Here is an 18,512-nt window from a genome sequence, read left to right as displayed (position 1 = left end):
GGCTGTCTGCCTTTCCCACCCCCGACGAACCTGGAGAACTCCCATGAACGGGCTCCCCTTCGAGCCTCCCGACACCGTGATCGAGGCGCGGGACCTCACCAAGACCTTCGGCACGCTGCGCGCACTGGACTCGGTGGACCTCTGCGTCCCCCGGGGATCCGTCCTCGGCCTGCTGGGTCACAACGGCGCCGGCAAGACGACCCTGGTGGGCATCCTCACCGCGGCGCTGCCGCCCACCTCCGGCACGGCCTCCGTCGCCGGATACGACGTGACGCGCCGGCCGCGCGAGGTACGCCGGCGCATCGGGCTGACCGGGCAGTTCGCCTCGGTGGACGGCCAGTTGAGCGGCCGGGACAACCTGGTGCTGATCGCCCGGCTGCTGGGTGCCGGACGCCGGGCGGCCCGGGTGCGCGCCGATGAGCTGCTGGAGCTGTTCGCGCTCCAGGACGTGGCCGGGCGCCGCGCCCGCACGTACTCCGGCGGGCTGCGACGCCGGCTCGACCTCGCCGCGAGCCTGGTCGGCCGTCCCGAGGTGGTCTTCCTGGACGAGCCGACCACGGGCCTGGACCCGGAGGCCCGGCTGGTCCTGTGGGAGATCGTCGAGGGCCTGGTGGCCGAAGGCTCCACGGTGCTGCTCACGACCCAGTACCTGGAGGAGGCCGACCGTCTCGCGGATTCCATCACCGTGCTGTCCGGCGGCCGGGTCGTCGCGAGTGGTACGGCGGCGGAGCTGAAGGCGGCCGTGGGCCGCCGCACCGTGACCGTCACGCTGGATGCGTCGGCAGACCGGGAGAGCGCGGTCGGGGCCCTGCGCCGGGCCTCCCTGGAACCGGCGGTGGCCCCGCAGAGCGCCTGCCTCGTCATCCCCATCGACGCGTCGAAGGACGTGGCGACGGTGATCCGCGCCCTGGACCAGGCGGGGGCCGAGGCCATCGAGCTGTCCTTCGGCGAACCCACCCTGGACGACGTCTACCTCGCCCTCGCCGGGCGGAACCCCCTGCCGGCCGCCTCTCCCGTGCCCGCCCTGTCCGGAGGACCTTCCGCATGACCGCCACCGCAACCACCCCTGCCACCGCGGCCACCCGCGCCCTGGCGCCGCTGCGGCAGCCCTGGCCGGACAGCTCGGTGTTCCTCCAGATCCGTGTGCTCACCGCGCGTTCGCTGCGCCAGATGGCGACGGACCCGGGCGTGGTGCTGTTCGGGCTGCTCCAGCCGGTGATCATCCTGTTCGTGCTGACTCAGGTGTTCAGCAAGATGGGGGCGCCGCCGCACTTCCCCGCCGGAATCACCTACCTCGACTTCGTGCTGTCGGCCGTGCTGGTCGACAACGCCCTGCAGTCGGCGGTCCAGTCGGGCGTCGGGCTCGTCGACGACCTGAAGAACGGGGTGGTGGCCCGGCTGCGGTCCCTGCCCATCACGCCGTCCTCGCTGCTGATCGCGCGCAGCCTCGCCACTCTGGTCCGCAGCGCGGTGCAGGCCGCGATCATCCTGGTGCTGGCCTTCGGCGTGCTCGGCTACGCACCGCGCGGCGGGGCGGCCGATGTGGCCGCCTCGGTCGGGCTGACCCTGTTCATGAGCTGGTCCCTGGGCTGGGCGTTCATCGCGGCCGGTGCGTGGCTGCGCCGGGCCGAGCCGATGCAGAACCTCGCCGTGATCGCAATCCTGCCACTGATGTTCGCGTCCAGCGCCTACATTCCGGTCAAGGACCTGCCCGACTGGCTGGCCGCGGTCGCCGGGGTCAACCCGCTCACGTACGCGATCGACGCGACCCGGGCGCTCGCGCTGGGCATCCCGGGCTCGGACGCGATCGTCCCGGCCCTGGTCATCGGCGGTGTGATCGCCGCCGCGGGTGCCGCCCTCGCGGTGCTCGGCTTCCGCCGGCCGTTGCAGTAGTCGCGCACGCGGGACGGCACAAAGCCCCTGGGCCCGGACTTCCTCGGAAGTCGGGGCCCAGGGGCTTTCTCCTGCCCGGCGGCTACAGGCCGAGCTGCTTGTCCAGCAGGTCGAAAACCTCCTCGTCGGAGGCCGTCTCGAAGTCGAACCCGCGCTCGGTGTCGGTGCTCTCGGCCGAGCCCGTCCCGCGCAGCGCGCCCCACTTCTCCTTCAGGACGTCGAGCCGTCCCGCCACCTGGGCGAACACCTCGTCGCTGACCTCGGCCGCGGTGAAGGCCTGCTCCAGTCTGGACAGTTCGGCCAGGAGGGCGCCGGCGTCGTGCTGGGCCGGCGGCGCCACGTCGAGCAGCGCGTACAGGTGGTCCACCAGCTCCGCGGTCGTCGGGTAGTCGAAGACCAGCGTGGCCGGCAGCCGGGTGCCGGTCAGCGCGCTGAGCCGGTTCCGGAGCTCGATCGCGGTCAGGGAGTCGAGTCCGAGGTCCTGGAAGGAGCGCTGCGGGTCCACGTCCGCGGCTCCCGCGTGCCCGAGGACCGCCGCAGCCTGGCCGCGTACCTCGGAGAGCAGGGCGTCGTACCGCTCCGCCTGCGGAAGGGAGGCGAGCCTTTCCGCGAGCCCGCCGCCCGTCCCGTCCGCCGCGGAGGTGCGGCGTACGGGCGTCCGGATCAGGCCGCGCAGCAGTGCGGGCACCTCCCCGCGGGCGCGCAGCGCCGCGAGGTCGAGCCGGACGGGCAGTACGGCCGGTTCGGCGCCGCCCGCTGCGGTGTCGAACAGCTCCAGTCCCTGCTCAGGGGTGAGCGGCGGGAGTCCGGCGCGGGCCAGGCGTGCGGCCTCGGCCGCGGTCAGTTCTCCGGTCATGCCGCCGCCGGTGCCCGCCCAGGGGCCCCAGGCCAGGGAGGTGCCGGGCAGACCGTGGGCGCGGCGGTGCCGGGCCAGGGCGTCGAGGTAGGCGTTGGCGGCGGCGTAGTTGGCCTGGCCGGCGTTGCCCAGTGTGCCCGCCGCGGAGGAGAACAGGACGAACGCCTCCAGGGGCAGGCCCCGGGTCGCCTCGTGCAGGTTCCAGGCCGCGTCCGCCTTGGGACGCAGCACCTCCGCGAGCCGGTCCGGGGTCAGGGATCCGAGGACCCCGTCTGCCAGCGCGCCCGCGGTGTGGACCACCGCGCGCAGCGGGTGGCGGGCGACCAGTGCCGCCACCGCCTCCGGATCCGCGACGTCGCAGGCCTCGACCACCGCACGGGCGCCGGACTCGGCGAGTTCGGCGGCGAGTGCGGCCGCTCCTTCGGCGTCGGGGCCCCGCCGGCTGACCAGCACCAGCTCGCGCACGCCGTGTTCGGCGACCAGGTGGCGGGCCAGCAGCCGGCCCAGGCCGCCGGTGCCGCCGGTGATCAGGACCGCGCCCTCGCCCGCCCATACCGGGGCGGCCGGGGCCGGGTCGGAGATCCGGGCGATGCGGGCGGCCAGTACGGCACCGCCGCGCAGCAGGAGCTGCGGCTCCCCGCCGGCGAGGGCCTGCGGCAGCAGAGCCGCCGCGCCGGCGTCGTCGAGGTCCACGAGGCCGAAGCGGCCCGGGTTCTCCGAGATCGCCGAGCGCACCAGGCCCCGGACGGCCGCGGCCGCGAGGTCCGCGCCTGAGGTCGCGCCCCGGGTGACGAACACCAGGCGTGCGTCGGCGAAGCGGTCCTCGGCCAGCCAGGCCTGAGCGATGTCCAGGGCCTGGGCGGTGCGCGCGTGCACGGCCTCCGGCGTACCGGCGGCCGCTTCGCCGCCCGCCCCACCGTCCGCACTGCCGTCCGTCAGCGGTACGAGGACCACGTCCGGGACCGGCTGAGCCGTGTCGGCGGCGACCTCGGCGAGCAGCTCGGCGAGCCCGGCGTACACCGGGTGGTCGCCCAATGCCGCCGCGGCTGCGGCCGTGGTGCTCATCGTGGCGATCACCGCGGTCCGCGGGTTGGCGCCGGGATCGCCTTCGCCGTCGACGGGCGTCCAGTCCAGGTGGAACAGGGCGTCCCGCCCGGCCCGGTCCGCCGCGCCCAGCTGTTCCGCGCTGAGGGGCCGTACGACGAGGGACTCGACGGAGGCCACCGGTGCGCCCGTGGTGTCCGCGAGGGCGAGGGACACCGCGCCGCCGGTACCGGACCGGCTCAGCCGGGCCCGCACCGCCGAGGCGCCCGCGGCGTGCAGCGAGACACCGCTCCAGGAGAACGGGACCCCGCCGCTGCTCCGCTCCCCGGCGCCGCCGCCGGTGTCCGCGCCGAGCGCGAACGCGTGCAGCACGGCGTCGAACAGCGCCGGGTGCAGCGCGAACGCCGATCCTTCGACGCCCTCGGGCAGGGCGACGTCCGCATACACGTCCTCACCGAGCCGCCAGGCAGCGCGCAGGCCCTGGAACACCGGGCCGTACGCGAACCCCGCGTCGGCGAACCGCTCGTACACGTCCGCCACATCGAGGGCTTCCGCTCCTGCCGGCGGCCAGGCCGCCGCTTCGAACGGCGTGCCGGAGCCGGCGGGCCGATCGGCCAGCACACCACTGGCGTGGAGCGTCCACGGTGCGTGGGCGCCCGCCGCGGCGGGCCGGGAGTGCACGGTGAGCGCGCGCCGCCCCGATGCGTCGGGAGCGGCCGTGGCCACCTGGAGTTGCAGGGCGGCGCCCTGTGCGGGCAGGACCAGCGGCGCGGCGAGGGTCAGTTCCTCGACGGTGGGACAGCCGAGCTCGTCGCCCGCCCGGACGGCGAGTTCGAGCAGTGCCGTGCCGGGCACCACGACCGATCCCATGACGAGGTGGTCGCCCAGCCACGGGTGGGTGGCCGCCGAGAGCCGGCCGGTGAACAGGAACCCGTCGGATCCGGCCAGCTCCACCGCGCCCGAGAGCAGCGGGTGCTCGGCGGACCGGAGTCCGAGCGCCTCCGCACCGCCCCGGCCGGCGGGTGCGCCGGTGGGCCAGTAGCGGCGGTGCTGGAAGGCGTACGTCGGAAGGTCCACCGGCCGGGCTCCGGTGCCGGCGAAGACGGCGGTCCAGTCCACCCGCGCACCGCTCACGTGGAGCCGGGCGAGGGCTTGGAGAGCGGACTCCTCCTCGTCGCGGTTCCTGCGCAGGACGGGCACCACCGTGGTCTCGGCGTCCGTGACGGAGCCGGCGACCAGGGCGGACAGGACCGCGTCCGGGCCGAGTTCGAGGTACCGGGTGACGCCGTGACCGGTGAGGGCGCGGATGTCATCGGCGAAACGGACCGCCTCGCGAACGTGGCGCACCCAGAACTCCGGGTCACGGACGACGTCCGGGCCCGCGGTCATCGCGATCCTCGGAGTCGCGAACGACAGACCGGACACCACCGTACGGAAGTCGTCCAGCATGGGGTCCATCAGCGGCGAGTGGAAGGCGTGCGAGACCCGCAGACGGGTCGTCTTCCGGCCCAGCCCCTCGAAGTGGGCGCGGACGGACTCGACCGCCTCCTCGGCACCGGAGACGACCACGGACGAGGGGCCGTTGACCGCGGCGACCGACACCGACGCGCCCAGCAGCGGCAGGACTTCCTCCTCCGCCGCCTGGACGGCGAGCATCGCACCGCCCTCCGGCAGCGCCTGCATCAGCCGGCCGCGCGCCGACACCAGCGCACACGCGTCGGCGAGCGAGAACACCCCCGCCACATGCGCCGCGGCCACCTCGCCGATCGAATGACCCGCCACGAAATCGGGCGTGACACCCCAGGACTCGACCAGCCGGAAGAGCGCCACTTCCACGGCGAACAGAGCCGCCTGGGCGTACATGGTCTGGTTCAGCGCCTCCGCGTCTTCTCCCCAGACCACGTCCCGCACCGGAACATCCAGCTCCGCGCACACCGCGTCGAAGGCCTGAGCGAACACGGGGAAGCGGGCATACAGCCCCCGTCCCATGCCGAGCCGCTGCGAGCCCTGCCCGGTGAACAGGAACGCCGTCTTGCCCGACCGCGCCCGCCCCTGGATCACCTCATCGCCGTTCAGCACCACCGCACGGTGAGCGAAGACCGAGCGGTCAAGGGTGGACAGACCCACGTCCACCGGACGCAGCCCCGACTCCTCCACGTACGCACGCAGCCGCGCCACCTGGGCCTCAAGCGCGTCCTCCGTCTTGCCGGACACCAGCCACGGCACCACACCCGGAACGACCTGCGCGTCCGCCACCTCCACCTCGGCCGGCTCGAACTGCTCCAGCACCACGTGCGCATTCGTCCCGCTGATACCGAACGAGGACACACCCGCACGCCGCACCCGGCCCGACTCAGGCCATGCGGTCCCGTCGGTCACCAGCTCCACCGCGCCCGCGCTCCAGTCCACATGCGACGACGGGGCATCCACGTGCAGCGTCTTCGGTACCAGGCCGTGCCGCATCGCCATGACCATCTTGATCACACCGGCCACGCCGGCGGCCGCCTGCGCGTGCCCGATGTTGGACTTCACCGAGCCGAGCAGCAACGGGCGCTCGGCGTCGCGGTCCCGGCCATAGGTCGCGAGCAGCGCCTGGGCCTCGATGGGGTCGCCCAGCGTCGTACCCGTGCCGTGCGCCTCCACCACGTCCACGTCGGACGTCGACAGACCACCGCCGGCCAGCGCCTGGCGGATCACCCGCTGCTGCGAGGGGCCGTTCGGAGCCGTCAGACCGTTGCTCGCACCGTCCTGGTTGACCGCCGAGCCGCGCACGACGGCAAGCACGCGGTGACCGTTGCGCACCGCATCCGACAGCCGCTCCAGGACGACCATGCCCACACCCTCGCCCCAGCCGACACCGTCGGCGGCCTCGGCGAACGCCTTGCACCGGCCGTCGGCCGCGAGGCCGCGCTGGCGGGAGAACTCCACGAAGGTGGTCGGCGTGGACATCACCGTCACACCGCCCGCCACCGCCAGGGAGCACTCCCCCGACCGCAGCGCCTGCGCCGCGAGGTGCATCGCCACCAGCGACGACGAACACGCCGTGTCCACCGTCACCGCCGGGCCCTCCAAACCCAGCGCGTACGAGACGCGACCCGAGGCGATGCTGCCCGCACTGCCGCTTCCCTGGTGGCCTTCGAACTCACGGCCACCGAGCAGGCCGGCGTAGTCGCTGTACATGACACCGGCGAAGACGCCGGTCTGCGAGCCGCGCAGCGACACCGGGTCGATGCCGGACCGTTCCACGGCCTCCCAGGTCGTCTCCAGCAGCAGCCGCTGCTGGGCGTCCGTGGCGAGGGCCTCGCGCGGACTCATCCCGAAGAAGTCGTGGTCGAAGTCGGCCGCGGCGGCCAGGAAGCCGCCGGAGCGGGTGTAGCTGGTGCCCGGGTGTTCCGGGTCCGGGTGGTAGAGCGAGTCCACGTCCCAGCCTCGGTCGGCCGGGAACGCGCCGACGGCGTCCACGCCGTCGGCGACCAGCCGCCACAGGTCCTCGGGGGAGGACACGCCGCCCGGGTACCGGCAGGCCATGCCCACGATCACCACCGGATCGTCTCCGGTCGCCGCCGCCGCTGCCGGGCGTGTGGCGGGCAGGTGCCCGGCCTCGGCGGACTCGTCCCCGAACACCTCGTCGAGGAGGAAGCGCACCAGGGCGTCCGCGGTCGGGTGGTCGAAGACGAGGGTGGCGGGCAGGCGCAGCCCGGTGGCAGCGTCGAGCCGGTTGCGCAGTTCGACGGCCATCAGGGAGTCGAAGCCCAGGTCCTGGAAGGCCCGGGCGGGGTCGACCTCCGCCACTCCCGCGTGCCCGAGGACGAGCGCGATCTGCGTCCGTACGAGGTCGAGCACCGCCTCGTGGCGCGCCTGCGGGTCGAGACCCGCCAGCCGCCGGGTGAGTCCGGCGTCCGCCGCGGCCGCGGTCGCCGCGCGCCGGGCGGGCTTGCGGATCAGGCCGCGCAGCAGCGCCGGGACCTCACCTCGCGCCCGGATGGCGGGCAGGTCCAGGCGGACCGGCAGGACGACCGGGTGCTCGGTGGTGAGGGCTGTGTCGAACAGGGCCAGCCCCTGCTCCGGCGCCAGCGGGGGCATCCCCGCACGGGTCATGCGTTCCGTGTCGGCTGCGGTGAGACCGCCGGTCATTCCGCCGCCCGCGCCGGCCCACGGCCCCCAGGCCAGGGAGGTGCCGGGCAGCCCCAGGCCGTCCCGGTGGCGCGCGAGGGCGTCCAGGAAGGAGTTGCCGGCGGCGTAGTTGGCCTGGCCGGCGTTGCCGAAAGTGCCCGCCACGGAGGAGAACAGGACGAAGGCCGCGAGGTCGTGCCCCTTGGTCGCTTCGTGCAGGTTCCAGGCCGCGTCCACCTTGGGACGGAGTACGGCGGCCAGCCGGTCCGGTGTGAGCGAGCCGAGCAGGGCGTCGTCGAGCACACCGGCGGTGTGGACGACGGCGTGGACGCGGTGGCGGGACAGCAGGCCGTCGACGGCGGTCCGGTCGGTGAGGTCGCACGCCTCGACGACCGCGTCCGCGCCCGCTTCGGCGAGCTGCGCGACGAACTCCGCGACGCCTTCCGCGCCGGGGCCGCGCCGGCTGACGAGCAGCAGGCTGCGTACGCCGTGCTCGGCCACCAGGTGGCGGGCCACGGCCCGGCCCAGGCCGCCCGTACCGCCCGTGATCAGGACCGGGCCGTCGCCGTCCCACGCGGGCGCGGTCGGGGCGGGGGGCTCTGCGACGCGTGCCAGCCGGGCTGCCAGCACCCTGCCGTCACGGACGAGGAGCTGGGGTTCTCCGAGGGTGGCGAGGGATTTCAGCACCTCGTCGCCGGGTTCCTCTCCGGTCACGTCCACGAGGACGAACCGGCCCGGGTGTTCCGACTGCACGGACCGCAGCAGGCCCCACACCGCCGCGGCGGCCAGGTCCTCGCCCGACACGGCGCCGCGGGTGGCGAGGACCAGCGGGGTGCCGGCGGCGGGCCGCTCCTCCTGGACGAGCTCCAGGGCCCGCGCGGTCAGCGCGTGCACCGATGCGACGATGTCGTCGGAGTCGGCCACCGCACCGAGCCGGATCAGCTCCGCGTCCGGCGCCGCGGTGCCGGACGCCTCGACCGGCGTCCACTCCACCGCGAACAGCGCGTCACGCACCGCCGTCCCCGCTTCGCCCACCTGCCGTGCGGACACGGGCCGTACGGCGAGCGAGCGGACGGAGGCGACGGGCGCCCCCGCCCCGTCGGCGAGCGCCACGGACAGGGAACCGTCGTCGCTCTGGGTGAGCCGGGCCCGCAGGGCCGACGCACCGGACGCGTAGAGGGACACGCCGGACCACGCGAACGGCACTCCGCCGCCCGCCGCCGCGCCGTCTCCTGCCGCGGCGGCGTGCAGGCTCGCGTCGAACAGGGCCGGGTGCAGGCCGAAGGCCCCGCCGTCCACGTCCTCGGGCAGCGCCGCCTCGGCGTACACCTCGTCGCCGCGCCGCCAGGCCGCGCGCAGGCCCTGGAACACCGGCCCGTACGCGAACCCGGCCTCCGCGAAGCGCTCGTACACCTCCGACACGTCCAGCGCCTCGGCGCCCGCGGGCGGCCAGGCCGCCGCGTCGAACACCGGCTCCGGGACCGAGGAGACGGCGAGGAAGCCGTCCGCGTGACGCGCCCATCCGGTGTCGGATCCGGTGTCCGGGCGGGAGTGGACACTGACCGGCCTGCGGCCGGAGCCGTCCGGCTCGCCCACCCAGACCTGCACCTGCACGCCGCCTTCGGCGGGCAGCACCAGCGGTGCGGACAGGGTCAGTTCGTCCACCGCCGCGCAGCCGACCTCGTCCGCCGCCCGTACGACCAGCTCGACCAGCGCGGTGCCGGGTACGAGTACGGCGCCCATGACCGCGTGGTCCGCGAGCCAGGGGTGCGACTGCACCGACAGCCGGCCGGTGAACAAGTGTCCTGCGGATCCGGCCAGTTCGACCGTGCCGGTCAGCAGGGGGTGTTCCGCCGGCTTGAGGCCCACGGATTCCGCGCTGCCCGCGTACGCCATGACCGCCGGCCAGAACCGCCGGTGCTGGAAGGGGTAGGTGGGCAGGTCGACGCGCCGGGCCGCCGTGTCCGCGTAGAAGGCGGTCCAGTCGACCTTCACGCCGTGCGCGTGGAGGCGGCATACGGCCTGCCGTACGGCGGACTCCTCCGCGGTGTTCCTGCGCAGCACGGGCACCAGGGCGGCGCCCTCGGCGGCCGGCTCCTGGGCCATGGCGGTGAGGACACCGTCGGGGCCGAGTTCCAGGAAGCGGGTCACGCCCAGGTCGGTCAGGGTGCGGATGCCGTCGGCGAAGCGGACCGCCTCGCGGACATGGCCCACCCAGTACTCCGGGGTGCCCAGCCGCTCGCTGTCGGCGAGGCGGCCGGTCAGGTTGGAGACGACGGGGATCGCGGGCTTGCCGAAGGAGAGCCCGGCCAGGGCCGTGCGGAAGCCGTCCAGCATGGGGTCCATCAGCGGCGAGTGGAAGGCGTGCGAGACCCGCAGACGGGTCGTCTTGCGGCCCAGCCCCTCGAAGTGGGCGCGGACGGCGTCGACCGCGTCCTCGGCACCCGAGACGACCACGGACGAGGGGCCGTTGACCGCGGCGACCGACACCGACTCGCCCAGCAGCGGAAGGACCTCGTCCTCCGCCGCCGCGACCGCCAGCATCGCACCGCCCTCCGGCAGCGCGTCCATCAGCCGGCCGCGCGCCGAGACCAGCGCACACGCATCCCGCAGCGAGAACACCCCCGCCACGTGCGCCGCGGCCACCTCACCGATCGAGTGACCGGCCACGAAGTCCGGCCGCACCCCCCACGACTCGACCAGCCGGAACAACGCCACCTCGACCGCGAACAGAGCCGCCTGCGCGTACATGGTCTGGTTCAGCGCCTCCGCGTCCTCACCCCAGACCACCTCCCGCACCGGAACATCCAGCTCCGCACACACCGCGTCAAAAGCCTGAGCGAACACCGGGAAACGGGCATACAGCTCACGCCCCATCCCAAGCCTCTGCGAACCCTGCCCCGAGAACAGGAACGCGAGGGGTGCGGAGGTCGCGACGGCCGCGGCCGTCTCGCCGCGCGCCACGGCTGCGAGGCCGGACAGGAGCTGGTCCCGGTCCGCTGCCGCGAACGCGGCGCGGTGTTGGAGCGCCGCCCGTGTCGTGGCGAGCGAGTAACCGAGGTCGAAGGGGCGGATCGCCTCGGTCTCGCCGACGAGCGCGAGCAGGCGTCCGGCCTGGGCGCGCAGGGCGTCGGGCGTCGCGGCGGACACCACGATCGAGGCGGGGGCCTCGGATCCGTCGCCCGGCCTGGACTCGGACCGGGGCCCGGCGACGTGGGCTGCCGGGTTCATCGGGGCCTCCTCGACGATCACGTGTGCGTTGGTGCCGCTGATACCGAAGGACGAGACTCCCGCGCGGCGCGTACGCCGGCCGTCCGCGGCCCACCCGCGGGCCTCGGTGAGCAGCCGTACGTCACCCGCGCTCCAGTCGACCTCGTGGCTCGGTTCGTCCACGTGCAGGGTGGCCGGGAGGGCCTCGTGGCGCATCGCCATGACCATCTTGATGACGCCGGCCACGCCGGCCGCGGCCTGCGAGTGGCCGATGTTGGACTTGACCGAGCCCAGCCACAGCGGCCGGTCCGCCGGCCGCCCCTGGCCGTACGTGGCCAGCAGTGCCTGCGCCTCGATCGGGTCGCCGAGCGTCGTGCCGGTGCCGTGCGCCTCGACGGCGTCGACCTGGTCGGCGGCGAGCCGCGCGTTGGCGAGGGCCTGGCGGATCACCCGGCGCTGGGAGGGGCCGTTCGGCGCGGTCAGGCCGTTGGAGGCACCGTCCTGGTTGACGGCGGAGCCGCGGATCACGGCGAGCACCTGGTGCCCGTTGCGGACCGCGTCCGAGAGCCGCTCGACGACGAGGAAGCCCGCCCCTTCGGCGAATCCGGTGCCGTCGGCCGCCGAGGCGAACGACTTGCAGCGGCCGTCGGAGGCGAGTCCGCCCTGACGGCCGAACTCGACGAACACCCCGGGCGTCGCCATCACCGTCACACCGCCGGTCAGCGCCAGCGAACAGTCCCCCTGCCGCAGCGCCTGGACCGCGAGGTGCAGCGCGACGAGCGAGGACGAGCAGGCGGTGTCGACGGCGACGGCGGGGCCTTCGAGGCCGAGCTTGTAGGAGACGCGGCCCGAGACCACGCTGCCGTTGCCGTCGCTGCCCGGGTAGTCGTGGTACATCACGCCGGCGAACACGCCGGTCCGGCTGCCCCGGAGCGAGGTCGGGTCGATGCCCGCGCGTTCCAGTGCCTCCCAGGCCAGTTCCAGGGTGATCCGCTGCTGCGGGTCCATGGCGAGGGCCTCGCGCGGCGAGATGCCGAAGAAGGCAGGATCGAAGTCGGCTGCTCCGTCGAGGAATCCGCCGGTGCGCGTGTAGTACGCGTCCGGGCCGCTGCCCTTCGGGTCACGCAGGGTGGACAGGTCCCAGCCGCGGTCGGTGGGGAACGCGGAGATCGCGTCGCCGCCGGAGGTGACGAGTCGCCAGAGGTCCTCGGGGCTGGTCACTCCGCCCGGGTAGCGGCAGGACATGCCGACGATCGCGATGGGCTCGTGCCGGTCGGCGGCGAGCCTGCGGTTGTCGGCGCGCAGGCGGGCGGTCTCGCGGCGGGCGGCCGCGAGGGCCGTGCCGTCCGCGTCCTCGGCGGTGTCCTGATCCTGTTCCTGTTCCGGCTCGTGGGCGAGGTCCGCGGAAGTGACCCGGACCTCCGCGAGTTCCAGGAGGCTGTCGATCAGGCCGGCGTCGCGCAGCCGGCTGGTCGGGATGGATCGGAGTGCCTCGCGGACCTCGTCCTCACCCGACATGTCGCCCGGTCCGCTGCTGCCGAGGAGGGTGAGGACGTGGTCGGTGACGGCTTCGGCGTTGGGGTGGTCGAAGGCGAGGGTGGCGGGCAGGCGCAGGCCGGTGGCCTGGTTCAGGTGGTTGCGGAGCTCGGTCGCGGCGAGCGAGTCGAAGCCCAGCTCCTGGAAGGCCCGGTCCGCGCCGACCGCCTCGGCCGAGGCGTGCCCGAGCACGGACGCGACCTGCGAGCGCACCAGGTGCAGCACCGTACGTCGGCGCTCCCCCGCCGACAGGCCGGCCAGCCGGTCGTTCAGGGCCGGCTCGGCGGCGGTGCCGCTGCCGGCCGCCGCGGCCCGCCGTACGACGGGCGCGAGGCCGCGCAGGAGCGCGGGTACCTCGTCCTTGCGGCTGCGCAGGGCGGCCGTGTCGACCCGTACGGGGACGACGTTGGGGCGCTCGGACCGCAGGGCCGCGTCGAACAGGGCCAGGCCGGCCTCGTGGGTCAGCGGCGGTACGCCTTGGGCGGCCATCCGCTTGCGGTCCACGTCCCGCAGGTACGCCCCGAGCCCGCCGCCGACCTCCCAGAGGCCGAAGGCCATGGAGGTGGCGGGCAGTCCTTCGGCCGCCCGGTGTGCGGCGAGGGCGTCGAGGAAGACGTTCGCCGCCGCGTAGTTGCCCTGCCCGGCGGTCAGCACGAGACCACCCGCCGAGGAGAACATCACGAACGCGGCCAGGTCCATCCCGCGCGTCAGCTCGTGCAGATGCCAGGCGGCATCCGCCTTGGGGGCGTAGACCGTGTCCACCTGCTCGTGTGTGAGCGCGGCCATGACGGTGCTGTCTCCGATGCCGGCGGCGTGGAAGACGGCGGTCAGCGGACGCTCCGCGACCGTCTCGGCCAGCAGCTCCGCCAGCGCCTCCCGGTCCGACACATCGCACGCGGCGACACGGACCCCGGCACCCAGCCCGGCCAGCTCCGCCGCCAACTCCTCAGCCCCGGGAGCCGCAAGACCCCTCCGACTGGTCAGCACCAGATGCCGCACCCCGTACTCCGCCACCAGACGACGGGCCACCACCGCACCCAGACCACCCGTACCACCGGTGACCAGCACCGAACCCCCGGCAGCAAACACGGGAACACGGTCACCCGACGCCTCCAGCCGGACCAGGCGAGGCACCCACACCTCACCCGCCCGCACCGCAGACTCCGGCTCCGGCTCCCCGCACGCCAGCGCCCGCAACACCTCACCGACGGCCGCACCCGGCTCCACATCGACCAGCACGAACCGGCCCGGGTTCTCCGCCTGCGCCGCACGCACCAGACCCCACACCGGCGCCTGCACCACATCCAGCCCGGCACTCTCCGACACCGCGACCGCACCACGCGTCACCACCACCAGACGCGACGCCGCAAACCGCTCATCAGCCAGCCACGACCGCACCACATCCAACACCCGGTACGACACCGCACGCACACCGGACGGAACATCACCCGAGGCAACACCGGCAGCACAGTCCAACACCACCACACCCGGCACCGAACCCTCAGCAGGCACCTCCTCCCAACCAACCCACGACACATCCGCACCACCGGCAACCGCCGGAACCACCGACCACTCGACACCGAACAGGGGGCTCCCGGGGGCTCCCAGCTGCTCCGCCGAGACCGGCCGGCTGACCATCGAGCCGACCGAGAGGACCGGCGTGCCGGTGACATCGGCGAGGGCGAGCGCCCAGCCGTCCTCGCCGACACGGGTCAGTCGCACCCGTGCCTCGGCGGCGCCGACCGCATGCAGGGCCACGTCGTTCCAGACGAACGGAATCGCGGTCTCGCCCGTGCTCGTCAGGATCGCCGCGTGCATCGCGGCGTCAAGGAGGGCGGGGTGCAGGCCGAACCGGCCCGCGGTGTCCCGCTCCTCCGCCGGCAGCGCGACCTCGGCGAACAGCTCCTCACCGCGCCGCCACACCGCCCGCAGGCCACGGAACACCGGCCCGTAGCCGAATCCGGCCCCGGCGAAGCCTTCGTAGGCACCGTCGAGGGACACCGGCTCGGCGCCGGCCGGCGGCCAGGCCGCCGCGTCGAACCCGGCGGCCGCGTCCGCGGCACTCGCCGTGCCGAGCACGCCGCCGGCGTGCCGGACCCATCCGCCGTCCTGTTCCCCGTCCGGCCGGGAGTGCACGGTGACCGGGCGGCGGCCGGACGCGTCCGGCTCACCGACCCACACCTGTACCTGTACGCCGCCCTCCAGGGGCAGCACCAGCGGCGCCGCGAGCGTCAGCTCCTCCACCCCGGCGCAGCCGACCTCGGCGCCTGCCCGCAGGGCGAGTTCGAGCAGACCGGTGCCGGGCACGAGGACCGCGCCCATCACCGTGTGGTCCGCCAGCCAGGGGTGTGTCCGGAGCGAGAGGCGGCCGGTGAAGAGGTAGCCGTCGGCCGTGACGAGTTCCATCGCCGTGCCCAGCAGCGGGTGATCCGCGGAGGCGACACCGACCGAGTCCAGGTCGGCCACCCCCTGGGTCGCGTCCAGCCAGTACCGCCGGCGCTGGAACGCGTACGTCGGCAGGTCGACGTGTGCCTGGCCGGCGCCCGCGCCGGCATCCGTGCCCGTACCGGCGAAGAACGCCCGCCAGTCCACGGCGATTCCGCCGCAGTGGAGGGCGGCGAGCGCCGACACCAGCGTGGTGGCCTCGTCCCGGCCCGCGCGCAGCACGGGCAGGGCGGGCGTACCGTCCGAGCAGTCCGCGGCCATGCCGGAGAGCACGGCGTCGGGGCCGAGTTCCAGGAAGCGGGTCACGCCCAGGTCGGTCAGGGTGCGGATGCCGTCGGCGAAGCGGACCGCCTCGCGGACATGGCCCACCCAGTACTCCGGGGTGCACAGCCGCTCGCTGTCGGCGATCGCGCCCGTCAGGTTGGAGACGACCGGCAGGGCCGGCACGGAGAAGGACAGTCCCGACACCACCGTGCGGAAGTCGTCCAGCATGGGGTCCATCAGCGGCGAGTGGAAGGCGTGCGAGACCCTCAGCGCGGTCGTCTTCCGGCCCTGCGCCTCGAAGTGGGCCCGTACCGCCTGCACGCCCTCCTGTGCGCCGGAGACGACCACGGCCGAGGGGCCGTTGACCGCGGCGACCGACACCGACGCGCCCAGCAGCGGCAGGACTTCCTCCTCCGTCGCCTGGACGGCGAGCATCGCCCCGCCCTCCGGGAGCGCGTCCATCAGCCGGCCGCGCGCCGAGACCAGCGCACACGCATCCCGCAGGGAGAACACCCCGGCCACGTGCGCCGCAGCCACCTCGCCGATCGAGTGACCGGCCACGAAGTCCGGCCGCACCCCCCACGACTCGACCAGCCGGAACAACGCCACCTCGACGGCGAACAGAGCCGCCTGCGCGTACATGGTCTGGTTCAGCGCCTCGGCGTCCTCACCCCAGACCACCTCCCGCACCGGAACATCCAGCTCCGCGCACACCGCGTCGAAGGCCCGCGCGAAGGCCGGGAAGCGCGCGTACAGCTCACGCCCCATCCCAAGCCGCTGCGAACCCTGCCCCGAGAACAGGAACGCACACGTTCCGGCCCCCCGGGCGGACGCGGTGACGACACCGGCCGGAAGCGGCACGTCGCCCGCGGCCAGACCGCGCAGTGCCTCGGTCAGTTCTTCGCGTCCGGCGGCGACGACTGCCGCCCGCTGCTCCAGCCCGGTCCGCGTGGTCGCCAGCGCGCCCGCGGTCAGCGCCAGGGACTGGCCCGGCCGGGACTCGACGTACGCGAGCAGGCGTGCGGCCTGCTCGCGCAGGGCTTCCGGAGTCGCCGCGGACACCAGCCACGGAAGTACGCCGGCCTCCGGTCCCGCCACGGCCCCGGCCCCGGCCTGCGGGACCGGCCCGTCCACGGCTCCCTGTTCCAGGATCACGTGCGCGTTGGTGCCGCTGATACCGAACGCCGAGACGCTCGCACGGCGGGGACGGCCGGTCTCGGGCCATTCCACCGCTTCCCGGAGCAGCTCCACCGCGCCCTCGGTCCAGTCCACGTGCAGCGAGGGCTCGTCCACGTGCAGCGTGCGCGGCAGGACACCCTCCCGCATGGCCATGACCATCTTGATCACGCCTGCGACGCCGGCCCCGGCCTGTGCGTGCCCGATGTTCGACTTGATGGAGCCGAGGAGGAACGGCCGGTCCTCCGGCCGGTCCTGTCCGTACGTGGCGATGAGCGCCTGTGCCTCGATCGGGTCGCCGAGCGTGGTGCCGGTGCCGTGCGCCTCGACCGCGTCCACCTCGGCGGCCGACAGGCCGGCGGAGGCAAGGGCCTGGCGGATGACGCGCTGCTGCGAGGGCCCGTTGGGGGCGGTGAAGCCGTTGCTGGCGCCGTCCTGGTTGACCGCGGATCCTCGGATCACGGCCAGGACCTGGTGCCCGTTGCGCTGCGCGTCGGACAGCCGCTCGACGAGCAGCACACCGACGCCCTCGGACCAGCCGACGCCGTCCGCTCCGGCTGCGAACGCCTTGCAGCGGCCGTCGACGGAGAGGCCGCGCTGACGGCTGAACTCGATGAACATGCCGGGCGTGGACATGACGGTCGCGCCGCCGGCCAGGGCCAGGGTGCACTCTCCCGCCCGAAGGGCCTGCACGGCGAGGTGCAGGGCCACCAGGGAGGACGAGCAGGCGGTGTCCACCGTGACCGCCGGGCCCTCCAGGCCCAGCGTGTAGGAGACCCGGCCGGACACGACGCTGCCTCCGCTGGTGCCGGAAGGGTGCGCGCCCAGTGCGTAGTCGTGGTACATCACGCCCGCGAAGACGCCGGTGCGGCTGCCCTTGAGCGTGGCGGGGTCGATGCCGGCCCGCTCCAGGGCCTCCCAGGAGGTTTCGAGCAGCAGCCGCTGCTGCGGGTCCATGTAGAGGGCCTCGCGGGGCGAGATGCCGAAGAAGGCAGGGTCGAAGTCCGCCGCCTCGTGGAGGAAGCTGCCGCGGCGCGTGTAGCTCTTGCCTTCCTTGCCGGGCTCCGGGTCGTACAGGTCCTCGATGTTCCAGCCGCGGTCGGCGGGAAGGTCGGAGACGGTGTCCCCGCCGTCCACGAGCAGTCGCCACAGTTCCTCGGGCGAGGTCACCCCGCCCGGGTAGCGGCAGGCCATGCCGACGATCGCGATCGGGTCGCCGTCCACGGGGCGCTGGTGGTCGGTTCCCCGTGCCGCCGCGTCGGATGCCTCGTCGGACGCGCCGAGGAGGGTGAGGACGTGGTCGGTGACGGCTTCGGCGTTGGGGTGGTCGAAGGCGAGGGTGGCGGGCAGGCGCAGGCCGGTGGCCTGGTTCAGGTGGTTGCGGAGCTCGGTCGCGGCGAGCGAGTCGAAGCCCAGCTCCTGGAAGGCCCGGTCCGCGCCGACCGCCTCGGCCGAGGCGTGCCCGAGCACGGACGCGACCTGCGAGCGCACCAGGTGCAGCACCGTACGCCGGCGCTCCCCCGCCGACAGGCCGGCCAGCCGCCGCGTCAGCGAGGCGGCTGCTGCGCTGCCGGATCCGGCGGCCGCCCGGCGGGTGCGCCGGGGGGCGAGCCCGCGCAGCAGGGCGGGTATCTCGTCGGTACGGGTGCGCAGGGCGGCGGTGTCGACCGTGGCGGGCACGACGACGGGTCGGGCGGAGCACAGCGCCGAGCGGAAGAGCTCCAGGCCGGTTTCGGCCGTCAGGACGGGCAGGCCCTGGGCCGCCATCCGCTTGCGGTCCACGTCGGCGAGGTCCGTACCCATGCCGACTCCCGCATCCCACAGGGCGAAGGCCATGGAGGTGGCGGGCAGTCCTTCGGCCGCCCGGTGTGCGGCGAGGGCGTCGAGGAAGACGTTCGCCGCCGCGTAGTTGCCCTGCCCGGCGGTCAGCACGAGACCACCCGCCGAGGAGAACATCACGAACGCGGCCAGGTCC

3 protein-coding genes (1 of these 3 cut by a window edge) are annotated in these 18,512 nt (G+C 74.3%); 2 read left to right on the top strand and 1 reads right to left on the bottom strand.

What is annotated here, in order from left to right:
• Positions 1–43 precede the first annotated feature (43 nt).
• Both C0216_RS12705 and C0216_RS12700 read left to right on the top strand, forming a co-directional pair.
• Positions 44–1,048, top strand: coding sequence for an ATP-binding cassette domain-containing protein (locus C0216_RS12705; RefSeq protein ID WP_114055381.1), 1,005 nt, complete (start codon positions 44–46; stop codon positions 1,046–1,048).
• Positions 1,045–1,893 carry an ABC transporter permease gene (locus C0216_RS12700; RefSeq protein ID WP_114055380.1) on the top strand — a complete coding sequence of 283 codons (849 nt, stop codon included), beginning with the start codon at positions 1,045–1,047 and terminating at the stop codon, positions 1,891–1,893. The genes C0216_RS12705 and C0216_RS12700 overlap by 4 nt, the downstream gene beginning before the upstream one ends.
• Before the next feature lie 82 nt (positions 1,894–1,975).
• Here the strand turns inward: C0216_RS12700 and C0216_RS12695 are convergent, their stop codons facing one another.
• Positions 1,976–18,512 carry the 3' portion of a type I polyketide synthase gene (locus C0216_RS12695; protein ID WP_114055379.1) on the bottom strand. The gene runs 14,321 nt beyond the window's last position, so 16,537 of the gene's 30,858 nt are visible here — the last part of the coding sequence; its start codon lies beyond the right edge, outside the window; it ends in the stop codon at positions 1,976–1,978.

This window comes from Streptomyces globosus, assembly GCF_003325375.1.
Taxonomy (GTDB): Bacteria; Actinomycetota; Actinomycetes; order Streptomycetales; family Streptomycetaceae; genus Streptomyces; species Streptomyces globosus_A.
The sequence above is the reverse complement of the archived record's forward strand: the minus strand, read 5'-3'. Positions and strand labels throughout refer to the sequence as shown.

What these genes read in the sequence shown, in the direction of transcription:
- C0216_RS12705 (WP_114055381.1), top strand. Translation starts at nt 44, where the DNA reads ATGAACGGGCTCCCCTTCGAGCCTCCCGACACCGTGATCGAGGCGCGG.
- C0216_RS12700 (WP_114055380.1), top strand. Translation starts at nt 1,045, where the DNA reads ATGACCGCCACCGCAACCACCCCTGCCACCGCGGCCACCCGCGCCCTG.